This is a genomic window from Anaerotalea alkaliphila, assembly GCF_010179735.1.
GTDB classification, from domain to species: domain Bacteria; phylum Bacillota; class Clostridia; order Lachnospirales; family Vallitaleaceae; genus Anaerotalea; species Anaerotalea alkaliphila.
Genome location: NZ_JAAEEH010000015.1, coordinates 28,336 through 41,708, shown reverse-complemented (window position 1 = coordinate 41,708; position 13,373 = coordinate 28,336). Strand labels below are relative to the sequence as shown.

Below are 13,373 nucleotides of genomic sequence, written 5' to 3'. Positions count from 1 at the left end.
CCCCAATTTACAAATTCGAGCATCTGTAATTTGAGCCGCTTGATTCAGTTGTCGCAACCCAGACGGTCGCCTGCTTCTACTTCAGATCTTCCACTTTTTGCACGATTGAAGCTACGGGCTTGGAAACCGGAACGGTCTTTTTGGCCTGTTTCTTCTTCTTGTCGTTCTTTCTGATACTTTTGTCTCCCATGGGATGCACCTCCTCCATAGGTCCATTATACTCCAGAACCTCCCGTAAAACAATCAGGGGCGGAACTTGGCATGTCTGCCCTGGCTCTACCCCTTCTTCCGAAACAGATGATAGCGCTCCCGGTCCACGTATTCGATTCCCTGGTTCCTTCTGCGCATGCTTCCGGCCTGGACTTTTGCCTCGTCCCGGAAGAACTCCTCCGCCCCTTCCATCTGTTCCACCTTCCACCCTTTTTTTTCCAGCAGGTCCAGGATCCCTCCCTTCCCCAGCACATGTCCCGCGCCGATGACGATGAAGCAGCTCTTCCCCTGTTCCAGATACCCTTCAATCCGCTCCGTCATGTTCCTGTTCCTCTCCAGCCAGTAGATTTCAGCCAGCCTGGTCCCTTTGGACGCCTCCGCCTCCACAATCCTTCCGGCTTTTTCGGCGTTCCCTTCCCGGAGGAGGGATTCCATGGTCCGGAACTCCTCAAGGACCTTTTCCGGATCCTCCGGAATCAGCGCCAGCGCCTCTTCCCCGCACTCCCGGTTGATCCGGTTGGAGATTTCCTTGGACAGGGCCAGCCCTTCCGCCTCCTGGATCGGCTTCCCGCCGGCTGCGGCCCTGTGGGTGAAGTAGGTGTCCAGGCCGTATTCCATCGAATACCCTTCCCGCTCCAGAACGGTGTAGCGGAATGCGCCGGCCACGGCCATGGCATCCCATCCGCGCAGCCGTCCGTATTCCAGGCCGTACACCCTGGCCAATCCCCTGACCCGCTCCACGGTCTCCGGGGAGACATGCCGCTCGAAGGATTCCGACTGTACGGGCTGGGGCACCGGTTGGCGCAGGTCCCTTTCCGTCACCAGGACGGCGCTTTCGTCGAAGGCTGCCAGCAAGTCCCCGCGCAGGGGATACTGGTCTGGACTGGCGGCATGGGCCACCCCCGCCACATGGGACCGGACCCCGTTCCCTGTGACGATGAACACCATGTGACGGTCGTTCTTTTCCTGTTCCCCTTCATTGTATCGGCGGCTTTGGGAATTCCCCCACCGGCCCGCCAGATTCAGCAGGAGCACCAGCCCCAACAGCACCCCCAGCACCGCCGCAGTCTTCCATTTCGACATCCTGCCCTGCCCTTCCTTTCTCCAGGGGGACCCTGTAGACCCACGCCTGGGGGATCCGTTCCCGGATGATCCTGCCGTTCATGTTGTACCACCTTCCGCAACGGTCCAGGATCCCCCCATCACTGGTGACGACACACTCCTTTTCCGACAGGGTCCTGTCCACTTGGTTGATGGTCAGTACCTGGAGTCGGACAGGGCTTGCGCAAGCCAACTCCAGGACCAGGCTCTTCAGCCTGCCGGAATTGGAGACGGGCGCATCCAGGTAGAGGACGGCCTCCCCCACCTCCGCCCGCTCCAGATGCTGGAGGACCAGGGAGATGGCCGCCGCAGTCTTGTCGATGATCCGGTAGGTGCCCCGCAGTCCCGCCAGGTCCCGGATGCAACCGTCCATCCCCTCCAGAAGGAGGGAACCGGACAGGGCGGTCTCCAGGGTGATGATGGTGTTGAATCCGTCGATGTGGACCCTTCCTCCCGCTTCCAGCGTGGCCATCTCCCTCTCCTTGCGCCGGGAAAGCGTCTCTCCAGAAGCCGTGACCCTTCCCAGCGCGCGCCTTTGCCTCTCGGAAAGGAAGTGGTGGTTTCCCACGAAGCTTACGGACTGCTTCAGGCCGTAGCCCCGGTCCAGGAGAAAAACCAGCTCCTCTGCGGCCCGCTCCATCTTTTTCGCCCAGGAAGGCCCGAACTCCAACGGATCGTCGGGGGCGAATCCCCTTGCGGTTTCCTTGCGCATCTACCTGGCCACCTTTTCCATGAAGACCCGGAGGATATCCGGATCGAATTGTCCTTCCGCCCCCGCCTGCATCTCCGTCATGGCTTCTTCCCTGCCCAGGGCACTCCTGAAGGCGCTGCCCCTGGTCATGGAGTCGTAGGCTTCCGCGATGCTGATGATTCTGGACGGCAACGGAATCGCCTCCCCTGCCAGACCCCGGGGGTACCCGTTCCCGTCCATGCGCTCATGGTGGGCCAGGATATGCTCTGCAATCCTGGCCAATTCCCGGGTGTGTCTAAGGATCTGGAAGCCGATTTCCGGATGCCGCCGCATCTGTTCCCAGTCCCCTTCCGAAAAAGGGTCCGGACTGTCCAGCAGCCGGCTATCGATGCCGATTTTGCCGATGTCATGGTAGAGACCCGCCATCCCCGCCTCGTCCACTTCCTTCGGTCCCATCCCCAAGGCTGCAGCGGTTTTCCTGCAGAGCTGTGCCACATGCTCCGCATGGGGCTGTTGCTGGGAATCCTTCTGGTAGAGGCTCTCCGTGATCAGGCGGACCGCGTCCGCCCGGAAGCCGTTGCTGTCCATCAGTTTCCTACGGTACATATGGTCCTCGGCCTGCTTGTAGATGTCCCGGATTCCCTCATCCGTCCTGTGCTTGGTCTTCCACCCGAAGGAAACGGACAGGAGGATCTTGTCGTTCCTATAGGCTCCGATTTCCTCCTGGATCCGCTGCACGATCTTTTCCGCCTGCCACCCGTCCGTCCCCGGCAGCAGTACGATGAATTCATCCCCGCCAATCCGGGCAACCACATCCCCGCTGCGGCACTCCTTTTTCAGGATTCCGGCAAAGGCCTGGAGCAACCGGTCGCCCGAAAGATGCCCGAAGGCGTCGTTGGTCCATTTCAGTCCGTTGACGTCGGCCATGACCAGGGTCAGGGGGAGGTTCGCCCCCACATCCATCCTCCGGAGCTCCTCTTCGTAGAAATGGCGGTTGTAGAGCCCCGTCAGCCGGTCATGGTAGCTCAGGTAGTGGACTTTCCTTTCCGCCCGCTTCCGCTCCTGGATGTTGCGGCTCACCCCCACGACTTCGATCTCCCCCTCCTCGTTGAAGCGGAACTTGGTCGCCACCTCCACCCAGACCACCCCCCCGTTCTTGCAGGGCTGCTGGATTTGCGTGATGTGGCTGTTGGGCATGTCCGGATTCTCCAAGAACGTCTGGAAAGTCTGGGCGATTCCCTCCTGGACGACCTGCAGGGACTCCGGCGTCAGGGATTCCTCCAGGCTTTGGGTCATTGCCTCCTCCGCCGTGAACCCCCGCAAGGCCTCCACCGACGGGCTGATGTAGCTGAACCTGTTCCTGGTCAAGTTCAGGATCCAGATCACATCCGAAGCATATTCCGTCAGGAAACGGTACTTCTCCTCGCTTCTCCGCAGGGCGTCTTCCACCGCCTTCCTTTCGGTGATGTCCCTGGCGGCGGCGTAGATCAGGTTCCCGTGGGGATGGGACCTCCATTCGATGTGCCGGTAGCTTCCGTCCTTGCAACGGTACCGGTTGACGAAATTCAGGATTTCCTCCCCTTCCTTCAGGCTGGAGACCGCTCCAAGGGTCGCCTCCACATCCTGGGGATGGACCAGTTCCATGAAGGACATGCCGGCCAGTTCCTCCATCCCATACCCAAGCACGTTTTCCCATTCCCTGTTCAGCTTGCGGAAACGCCCGTCCATCTCCGCTATGCACAACAGGTCCAAATTGACCTCGAAGAACCTTTCCAATTCCAGTGCTTCCATGACACGATCCCCTCTCTCCACCACATAGGTAGATTTTACCATGCCCAATGGAGAATTGGTATCGGAAATGGAAAAAGACTCTCAGAAAGATTTCCCGCTTCTGAGAGTCTTTTTCTATTGCCTTGCGCATAACGATCCTTACAATCCCAAAAGGAACTCCTCTGTGGGCATTTCCAGTGTCTCCGTCATTCGGACATGGTCGTTCAAGAACTCCAGGACCTCCTGGCGATAAGTTGGATTGGAGACTACCGTCGGGACACCTCCGGTCTCAACGGTCATTTCCTTGGGAACGCCGTTGAACAGTGTCTGGGGCCCCATGGCAGCTGCCACATCGGCAATGAAGTTTCCGCCTGTCCTTCCGCTTCCATAGCGGGCGCCTATTCCATTGAACTCCAGGATTTTAGCCGCTACGGCTGGGGCCGCCATCGGTTCCACATATACCGGAACGACGACTTCATAGACCTCGACATCTACTTCGTCCGCATCCTCCCACTCGTCATAATTGCTGCTGGCTCCCCTTTGTTTCCTGACTTCAATCTGATACGTCACTTCGTAGAAGCCCGGATTTTTTACTGTCGCATCGAACAGGGCGGTTCCCGTATAGCTTCCTGACCAGGAGCCTCCTGAACCTCCAATTCCTGTGGGCAGGGCACCAACGGCAGGACTCGACTGCTCCGTCGCCCCGGTCCAGCTGTCCGACACGAACTGCACGGTCACTTGCCCTTCGTTGTCGCCTGTAATGCTGGTCGTTGCGGTCAAGGTGATGGTGCTTCCTTGTTCCACCCTATAGGCATCTGTGGACGATATCCGGGTGTCGATGGCTGTTTCCGCATTGCTTATTATCGTTGTGCCCAAAATCATGACAAGAACCAATGACAAAGTCAACATTCTCTTCTTCATAGTCTTCCCTCCCAATTCCAACCAAGAGGGCCGGTTACACTATTGGCTCCGTACAGCCCAAGTGTCCAATTACAGGCTGCACATCGTCGCCTCCCTTCCAAACCTTTCAAAATTGCGATTCCCTACAGTTCCCCCAACATCTCTTCTTTTCCGACCACCCCGCTCCCCTTCGGCATGCTGCGGCCCCATGGCATGGAATCCTCTTCCTGCAGGGCTTGCTGGCAAACATGGATGGAAGTGCAGACTCCCATCCAAAAAAAATGCTCCTTCCTGGTCGGTTACGCTACCAGCTCGCCCCGGGGAAAAGCGTCCAAATCATCCCTGAGGGTCATAGCTCCCAAATAAAAGCGCATTTGCGTGTTGACACCATTTTAGCCTCTTCCCGCGGAAATGTCAATGCAACTTGACGTTTCCTTGAGCGTTTTCTGTTTTTTTGCCCTGTGCTCCACAAATTTTCCTCTTGCCGTTCACATTTTGTTCACGGTGCTTGACACCAGCGGTGTGGTCTCCCTTCCCTCAGCGGGCCGCCAGCCGGTAGATCCTTCCGTCGAACGCCGCCACGTACAGCTCGCCAGCCTCGTCCACGCCGAAGGAGGCGATATTCCGCCCCGTTTCCACAAGGAGATGGTTGGCCATGGTCTCCCTGTCCAGGTACCAGAGTCCCCAGATCCGTCCGGACACATAATCCCCGTAGACATAGGCTCCCCCAAGGGTCGGAAGGGAACTGCCCCGGTACACATGCCCTCCCGTGATGGAGCGCCCCAAGGAATGACCGTACTCGAAGACCGGAAGCTCCAGTCCCTCCGGGTTGCAGCCTGTGGAGGGGTTATGGCAGAGGGTTCCTTCCATGATGTTCCAGCCGTAGTTCCCTCCGCTTTGGATGAGGTTGATTTCCTCCATCCGATTCTGCCCCACGTCCGCGGCCCACAGCCGGCCCGTGGGGTAGTCGAAGCTGAACCTCCAGGGGTTGCGCAGGCCATAGGCATGGATTTCCTCCCGGAACCCCTCCCCGTTCCCCACAAAAGGGTTGTCCGGGGGGATGGCGTAGTTCCCCTGGGGGCCGCTCCTGTCCACGTCGATCCGGAGAATCTTCCCCAGAAGGGATTTGCGGTCCTGGCCGTACCCCTGGGGGTCCCCTGCGCCTCCCCCGTCGCCGGAAGCGATGTAGAGATATCCGTCGGGACCGAAGGCCAGCTGTCCGCCGTTATGGTTCCTGGCAGGCTGGCCGTAGGCCAGGATGGTGGTCCCGCTCCCCGGGTCCGCCCGGTCGCCTGTGGCGGTGAACCGGGCCACCACCGTACGGGAAGCCTCGGTATAGTTCACATAAAGGAATCCGTTCCGGGAGAACTCGGGATGGAAGGCCAGCCCCAGAAGGCCCATTTCCGAACCGCTGTCGTCCACCCGGGACCGCAGGTCCAGGAACATCTCCCCAACTCCGGCACCCGGACCTGGCAACACAAAGATGACGCCTTGCTTCTCCACCACGAAGATCCGGCCGCTGCCGTCCCCGGCGTGTTGCAGGTCCAGGGGCCTGTTGAAGGAAACCCCTGGGAAGGCTTCCTCCAGGGCGAACCTTCCCGCCACCTTCTCCGGCTCCGGCAACACCAGGACCGGCAAGGGAACCTCTTCTTCAGTCGGTTCTTCCGCCACAGGCGCCTCCCCGGGTTCTTCCGGCAAGACGTCCGCAGGCAGGGACGGCAGGGGATCCGGCGGTCTGGCCGGCATTTCCAGGGGCTGTCCGCAGGCCCCAAGGAGGAAGGCCGCAAACAACACGGCGGTCAGGCCCCACAAGTTTATCTTCTTCATCTCCATCGCCTCCCAGCAACGAATCCATTTCCACGAACGTTCACCAAAATTCCACATCCCGCAGGATCAGGTCCTGCAAAAAGGGGGCGGCCCAAAACATCCAGACCCCCAGACCCAGAAGGCAGGCCACCAGGACCCCCGTCCCGAAGAAGGCCAACCCCCGCTTCCAGCCCAGCAACCCGAAGCTGCACAAGAGCAGCACGGCGAACACCGCTGGAGCCACCTGGAAGCCCCTCCGGACCCTTCCGATCCAGGTCCGGGCTTTCTCCAGCCGGCCCAGCTCCTCCTCCCCCAGCATGTCCCGAAGGAACACCCGGTCCGGAACACCCATTCCTTCCAGCACCGCTGCGGCCGCAACCCGCATCTGGCCTTCCTCCGGGCGCAGGAACGGTGGCAGGGACAACCTGTCCAGCTCCTCCGTCAGGTAGGTCCCCACCAATTCCTTGCTGGGCCCCAGGTCCACGGCCGTTTCCAGGACCTCCCTTCTCCCCTCCAGGTAATCCAGCACGTCCTCCACCACTGCCTGGGTCTCCAGGGTCAACCGTGTATCCTCGATGACCCTCCCGATGGCGGAGGCGACCGGTGCCCCCAGTATCGTCCCTTCCAGTTCTTCCAGTTGCTCCGTCACCTCCCCCGGCACCAGCTCCGACAGGCGCCTCTCCACCTGGAAGGGCATCTTGCCTTCCACAACCAGGGCTCCGTAATAGGAGTCGTCCAGAATCGTCCGCTCCACCTCCAGCCAGACCACCCATCCTGCCCCCAGCACCACCACCAGGAGAAAGACCAACACCTTGGCCAGCATCCGCAGATATCCCATGGGTCACCACCTCCTTCCTATTCCTCGATGGTCGCAAACCGTGTCAGCATCCGCCGGACCAGGACCCTGTAGAGAAGGGCCGCCAGCAGGAGCAGCACAAAAAGGATGGAACCGGAGAGGAGGAGTGCAGACACCTCCGCACGGATCATCCGGTAGGCGGCAAACCCGATGCCCGCCGTCAACAGGGCTCCCGCCCCCATGGCAAAAAGCACGTTCATGTTCTGTTTCACCGCCCTCTGGGGGTTGTCCCAGGAGAGGAGCGGCCTGTTGATGTCTATGAGCAGGCCCAGCAGGATCAGGGGCAGGGAGCCGGCGATGCCCAACAGGGCGGCCAACGCCAGGTCGGTGGCCCTCATGGGCAGATGGAACCGGATGCCTCCGGAAACCACCGCCACCGTTACCACCTGCAGCAGCAAGGGGGACAGGGCCTTGCCCCCGATCTGCTCCCAGGGCCGGGCGGGGATGGTCCTGGTGATCCAGAAGCATTTCCCCTCCCGGGAGAAGGCGGTGGAGGCCGTGGGATTCATCGCCGCAAGCAGCATGTGGGCCCCGGCGGTCCCAAAGGTGAACAAGGTACGGTGTTCCACCAGGAGCCCCTGAAGCATCTCCATTCCAGACACCGTCCCTGTAAGGACCGGCATGGCCAGCAGCAGGAATGGGACCAGCACCACGATGCTCACACAGTTGAACATGAAGATCGGCGTCTTCATCAGCGTCAGGAAGTCCACCTTGAAGATGGACAGGACAGCCTTGGCGGGCTTCCCCGCGGCCTTCTCCATCTGCTCCCTGGTGAGGGCCTTTTTCCTGGCCTGGGACTCCTTCCCTCCGACGATCCCTCCCAGATACAGCTTCTCTCCCGCCAGAACCATCAGCAGGAACGCCCCGGCATTGGACACTCCCAGCAGGGCCAGGGGGACCAGGACCCCCGCCCCCTTGACGTACAGCGCCTGGGAGCTCCATCCGGAAAGGGGATTGACCCTGGAAAGCATGTCGATGAGGGCCTTGCTGTCCTGGAAAAGCTGGGCGAAGAACGCCTGCTCCTCCCCCGGCGGCACCTGCATCATCCGGTTCTGCACGAAGATCTGCCCGCCCAGGACAAAAAACAGGAACAGGAACATGCCCGCCAGGCGGATGAGATCCTTCCTCCCCTTCACGTTCGTCACCCGCATGAGGGCGATGACCAGGATGGAGGCTATGGCCAAGGGCAGGACCGGCACCAGCAGGAAAACATAGGCCGCCCGCAGGAAATACCAGAGGCCGCTCCCGGCGAAGGAGGCGTTCACCGCCAGCACCGGAATGAAGAACACGCCTACGACCAGATACTCGAAAACCAGCACGGCGAGGAATTTGGAAACGACGATGGAACGCCCCTTTACCGGAAGGGGGATCAGCATGTCCGTGTCCCTGGAAAAATAGTAGTAGGACAGGACATACATCAGTCCCAGGAAGAAAACCAGGAATACGGCCATATGCTGGAACAGGCCGATGAAATACCGTTCCTGGTTGATCATCAGCAGGGACATCCCCACCTGCCGGACGAAACGGATGTACAGCACATAGGAAGGGATGAGGGATAGGAAGATGACCACGAAGAAGAGCAGCATGAGCCTCGCCCTTTTTGTCCTGTAGTTCCTGGGATGCAGGCCGTGGAGATTGAAATTGTTGACCAGCGCGGCCCTGGTCAGGATAAGGATTTCCCTCATGCGCCCGTCACCTCCAGGAAAATCTGTTCCAGGGATTCCTCCCTGCCCGCCTTGGCCCGCAATTCCTCCATGGTTCCCTCGGAAATGATCCGGCCCTTGTCGATGATGGCGATCCTGTCGCAGATCCTTTCCGCCACCTCCAGGACATGGGTGGAGAAGAACACCGTTTTTCCCAGCCCACACATGTCCCGCATGACCTCCTTCAGGTTGAAGGCGGATTTCGGGTCCAGCCCCACCATGGGCTCGTCCAGGACGAAGAGGTCCGGGTCGTGGAGCAGGGCCCCCGTCAGGACGATCTTCTGCTTCATTCCGTGGGAATAGGAGTCGATCAGGTCCCCCGCCGCGGCCTCCAGATCGAACAGCTGCAGGTATCTGGCCATCCGCTCCTGCCGGTCCGTCTTCGTCACCCGGTAGACGTCCGCCATGAAGTTCAGGTACTCCACCCCCTTCAGCTTCTCGTAGACCTGGGGGTTGTCCGGCACATAGCCGATCTTCGACTTGGCTTCCAGGGGGTCCACCAGGGTGTCGAATCCGTTGATGCGGACCGTCCCCCCGTCCTGCTTCAGCAGGCCGGTGATCATCTTGATGGTGGTTGTCTTTCCGGCGCCGTTGGGGCCCAGGAAGCCATAAATCTCCCCCTGTTCCACATGGAAGGAAATGTTGTCCACCGCCTTCACGCCGCCTTTTGCGTAGGTTTTCGTCAGGTTACGTATCTGCAGCATAAAAGTCCTCCTGTTATCTTTGGTTTCCCTTGATGAATTCCGCCACGTCCTCCACGAGGGGCGGATGGACCTGGTTCTTCACCTGGTACTCTGCCGGAGAGGGTATCCCCTCCCCCTCCATGAGCAGGTGGTTGACGCCGGGATAGAGCCGGAAGCTGTAGTTCTCCTTTTCCTCCAGCGCTTCCCGCATGATCTCATATTCCTTCAGCGGGACCTGGTAGTCCCGCTCCCCGTGGAGGACCAGCACGGGCTTGACCATGGCTTTGGCCATGCCCAACGGGTCGTAAGCGGCCAGGTCCTCCCAGTAGGCCTTGTAGGCCCCCAGGACGGACTCGTCCGCCCCGATCCGTTCCGGATACCTTGCCTTCTCCGCCAGTTCCCTGGTCCGATCCAGATTTTCCGCCTCTTCCGGGCTCAATGTGCCGTCCAGCATGGCCAGGTACTCCACCTGGTAGGGGAAGAGCTCCGGCAGGCTTGTGAGCATGCCCGCCGCCATCATGAAGCCCGCCGCCTCGGGAGCGGCCTCTGCAATCCGCGGCACCAGATGGGCCCCCAGGCTGTGCCCCAGAACGAAGATCCTGGATCCGTCCACCTCCGGCAGGGAGGAGACGAACCGGACCGCCTCCGCCGCGTCGTCGATGGTCTCCCCCTGCACGGTGAACCCCTTGTCCTGAGCCACCGCCTGGCCGTGGGTGTAGGTCCGCTTGTCGTACCGGAACACCGCAATCCCCTTTTGGCCCAGGGACCAGGCCAGGTCCCGGAAAGGCTTGTTGGGTCCGATGGTCTCGTCCATGTCGTTGGGGCCGGAGCCGTGGACCAGGACCACCGCCGGGAAGGGGCCTTCCCCCTCCGGAAGGGTGATCCTGGCCTGCAGCGGGAACCCTTCCAGGCCGAAGGTCTTTTCCTCCTCCCGCAGGCCTTGGGGCAGGGGGGCGTCGTCCTGGGCTTCGAAGGTGTGGGGGGTGAAATTAAAACCGGAAATCAGCCCCTTCTTGTCGAAGACCACGTTGGCGTTCAGGGACGCTGTCCGAAAGGCGAGCCCCCGGGTGTAGATGGTGTAGTCCCCTTTTTCCGAAATCTCTTCCCCGGTGTAGCCCACAAACTCTCCGTAGGTCTGGATCACCTGGATGAAAATCTCCTCATACCGCTCGGGACCGACCGCCTTGGTCATTGCACTGTCGTGGGGATGGTTCCCGTATGCGTCCTCGTACCTTCCCTCCAGCAGGTCCTCCAGGTAGGCGGCCCCTTCCGTCCGCGCATACGCTTCCGTCATTGCGAACGGGGCGTTCTTTTCTTGCCCTTCCGGGTCCTTCACCTTGCAGGATGCCATCCCCAGCAGGGCAAGGCAAAGCATCGTCAGCAGGATCCGCAGTCTTTTTTCCATGTTCTTCTCCTTATGGCGTCTACTCGTAGATTTTTCCGTATTCCCTGTCCAGCTTGTAGTCCACGTTCCTGAGCTTGGCGATGATATCAACAGCATAGGGGCATTTGGGCATGCATTCTCCACAGCCGGTACAGGCTTTCGCATCGATGTCCAGGGCCGCGTATTCCCTTTCCGCCCGCTCCTTGGTTCCAAACCAGTGCTTCAACCGCTCCTTCAGGGCATAGTTCCCCGCATCCGCCACATCCCCGTCCCCCATCTGGCGGTCGAAGATCCCCTCCAGAAGGAAGATTCCGGGAATGTCGATGCCCTGTGGACAACCGGCACAGGCGCCGCATTGGCGGCATACATAGTTGCCCAGTTCCGGGGCCGTCCGCAGCAGTCCCTCCACCTCTTCCTCCGTCATCGGCCGGTGGGTTCCGACCAGCTCCAGGTCCATCTCCAGCATCTCCCTGGTGTTGATTCCAGCGACCACTACGGAAACCGGCTGGCTCAGGGCAAACCGGAAGGCCGCCTCCGGACTTCTATGGAGATACCCGTCCCCCAGAGCCTTCATCAGGATGACGGCGGCCCCTTTTTTCCGGGCCAGCGGGACCAGCTCTCCCAGGATCGAGGGGAAATTGCAGTGGTCGAAATAGTTTATGGTGGTCATGACCGCTTCGAAGTCGTACCGCTTAAGGGCCTCCACCAGTACGTCCGGCTGGCCGTGCATGGAGATGCCGATGTGCCCGATTTTCCCCTGGATTTTCGCCTCCTCCGCGGCCCTAAGGGCGCCGTCCGGGGAGAGTATCTTCTCCAGCGTCTCGTTGGAGTCCACCGCATGCATCAGCAGCAGGTCGATGCGGTCCGTACGGAGGTTTTGCAGGCTCTGCTCCAGCCGTGCCTTGCAACCCGCATAGTCCCGGTCGTGGGCCTTGGTCGCCAGGACGTACTCGTTCCTCCTGTGGGCCACGGCCCGGCCGATCTTGATTTCCGATTCCCCGTCCCCGTAGCTGGGGGCGGTCTCGATGTAGTTGCCGCCTCCGTCCAGATAGGCGTTCAGCAGCTCCGCCGCCACCGGATAGGGGACCTCGCAGAGATGGAATCCGCCGAACCCCAGCACCGTCGTCTCCAGTCCCGTATTTCCTAACTTTCTCTTTTCCATGACACTCCTCCTTCCAGTCCTCCCACAACTCCTCCAGCAGCCACATCCCTACCATTTCCTCAATTTGAAATAGCTCAGCATGCCGGCGGCAATCGCCACACAGACTGCGGTGAAGATATGGATCGCATTGCGGTAATCCATTCCGGGAAAATATTTGAAGTTCATCCCGAACACCCCGGCCAGAAACGAAAGCGGTATGAAGATGGTGGAGAACACCGTCAGCGTCATGATGGTCTTGTTCATGTCCGTGCTCACCTTGGCCATCTGCATCGCGTAAAGGCTGTCGGTCATCTCCCGGTAGGATTTCACCGAATCGGAAATCTGCTTCAGGTGGTCCATGAGGTCCGCATAATAGGGGATGATCCCGTGGCTGAAGTAGTCGCTTTCCCCCATGGTGAAGTTCTGGATGGCTTCCCTGATCGGGCCGATGACGCTCATCAGGTAGAGGAGCTCCTTTCGAAGGCGGTAGACTTCATCGGTGTTGGAGAGGTTCTCCTCCAGGACCTTCACCTCCAGTTCGTTGAAGGCGGAGGCGAAGCTGTTGATGATCAGGAAGTACTGGTCGGTCAGGGCATCCAACAGGGAATAGAAGAGGTAATCGATGGGCATGGCACGGATCCTCCCGTTCCCTTGCACCAGATGCTCCTTCACTCCGTCAAAGACGTTCCCGGCGATTTCCTGAAAGGAGATCAGCACCTTGTCCGCAAGCACCATGGATACATGTTCGTGTTGGACCAGCTCCTCCTTCAGGTACACCATCTTGAAGATGGAGAACAAGTACCCTTCCCGTATTTCTATCTTGCTTCTCTGGGACACGTGGACCACATCCTCCAGGTCCAGAAGGTGCACCTGGAACTTTTCCCCGATCTTCCTGATCAGCTCGATGTCATGGAGTCCGGTCACGTTGATCCAGTATTTCTTGTCTTCAATCTGGAGTTCGTCGATGTCCCGCAGCAGGTACCTTTGGCACCCGTCCTTGCCATAGGCAAGGACCTCCAGGGTGACCTCCACCTTCTTGTGGGTCCCGGTGTAATTCAGGCTCCCCGGCAGTTCCCCCACGCCGCTTTTCTTCAGATGGTTGATGTTGAAAGGGTCCAGCAGCCGCAT

The 13,373-nt window shown here is 59.9% G+C and carries 12 protein-coding genes and 2 riboswitches; all 12 genes read right to left on the bottom strand.

The features are described from left to right. Nucleotides 1-276: 276 nt before the first annotated feature. The 12 genes from GXN74_RS06950 to corA all read right to left on the bottom strand — a co-directional run bounded on the left by GXN74_RS06950 (nucleotide 277) and on the right by corA (nucleotide 13,373). A complete protein-coding gene (locus GXN74_RS06950) occupies nucleotides 277-1,293 on the bottom strand; it encodes a TraB/GumN family protein (RefSeq protein ID WP_162370207.1) in 1,017 nt (338 codons plus the stop codon). After that, nucleotides 1,187-2,023: a DUF434 domain-containing protein gene (locus tag GXN74_RS06945; protein WP_162370206.1), complete on the bottom strand. Its 837-nt coding sequence runs from the start codon at nucleotides 2,021-2,023 to the stop codon at nucleotides 1,187-1,189. The genes GXN74_RS06950 and GXN74_RS06945 overlap by 107 nt, the downstream gene beginning before the upstream one ends. Beyond that, the gene (locus GXN74_RS06940; RefSeq protein WP_162370205.1) at nucleotides 2,024-3,793 is read right to left on the bottom strand and encodes a sensor domain-containing diguanylate cyclase/phosphohydrolase; all 1,770 of its coding nucleotides are present in this window, start codon (nucleotides 3,791-3,793) and stop codon (nucleotides 2,024-2,026) included. Nucleotides 3,794-3,931: 138 nt separating this feature from the next. Next, nucleotides 3,932-4,693, bottom strand: a complete 762-nt coding sequence (locus GXN74_RS06935; RefSeq protein ID WP_162370204.1) for a hypothetical protein — start codon at nucleotides 4,691-4,693, stop codon at nucleotides 3,932-3,934. A gap of 19 nt (nucleotides 4,694-4,712) precedes the next feature. Then, nucleotides 4,713-4,796: riboswitch (cyclic di-GMP riboswitch) on the bottom strand. 19 nt (nucleotides 4,797-4,815) lie between these two features. Further along, on the bottom strand, nucleotides 4,816-4,944 hold the full coding sequence (locus GXN74_RS14725) for a hypothetical protein (protein ID WP_281355213.1): 129 nt from the start codon (nucleotides 4,942-4,944) through the stop codon (nucleotides 4,816-4,818). A 12-nt stretch (nucleotides 4,945-4,956) separates the two neighbouring features. Further along, nucleotides 4,957-5,041: riboswitch (cyclic di-GMP riboswitch) on the bottom strand. Nucleotides 5,042-5,209: 168 nt separating this feature from the next. Further along, entirely contained in the window at nucleotides 5,210-6,499 is a 1,290-nt protein-coding gene (locus GXN74_RS06930; protein WP_246208631.1) for a PQQ-dependent sugar dehydrogenase, read from the bottom strand. A gap of 40 nt (nucleotides 6,500-6,539) precedes the next feature. Beyond that, nucleotides 6,540-7,316 carry a hypothetical protein gene (locus tag GXN74_RS06925; protein WP_162370203.1) on the bottom strand — a complete coding sequence of 259 codons (777 nt, stop codon included), beginning with the start codon at nucleotides 7,314-7,316 and terminating at the stop codon, nucleotides 6,540-6,542. A gap of 17 nt (nucleotides 7,317-7,333) precedes the next feature. After that, nucleotides 7,334-9,019, bottom strand: coding sequence for an ABC transporter permease (locus GXN74_RS06920; protein ID WP_162370202.1), 1,686 nt, complete (start codon nucleotides 9,017-9,019; stop codon nucleotides 7,334-7,336). Continuing rightward, a complete protein-coding gene (locus GXN74_RS06915) occupies nucleotides 9,016-9,741 on the bottom strand; it encodes an ABC transporter ATP-binding protein (RefSeq protein ID WP_162370201.1) in 726 nt (241 codons plus the stop codon). Before GXN74_RS06915 ends, GXN74_RS06920 begins: the two co-directional genes overlap by 4 nt. A 13-nt stretch (nucleotides 9,742-9,754) precedes the next feature. Then, complete coding sequence (locus GXN74_RS06910) at nucleotides 9,755-11,125, bottom strand: alpha/beta fold hydrolase (protein WP_162370200.1); 1,371 nt, start codon at nucleotides 11,123-11,125, stop codon at nucleotides 9,755-9,757. 19 nt (nucleotides 11,126-11,144) lie between these two features. Then, a complete protein-coding gene (locus tag GXN74_RS06905) occupies nucleotides 11,145-12,266 on the bottom strand; it encodes an aldo/keto reductase (protein WP_162370199.1) in 1,122 nt (373 codons plus the stop codon). Between the two features lie 48 nt (nucleotides 12,267-12,314). Beyond that, entirely contained in the window at nucleotides 12,315-13,373 is a 1,059-nt protein-coding gene (gene corA / locus GXN74_RS06900; protein ID WP_162370198.1) for a magnesium/cobalt transporter CorA, read from the bottom strand.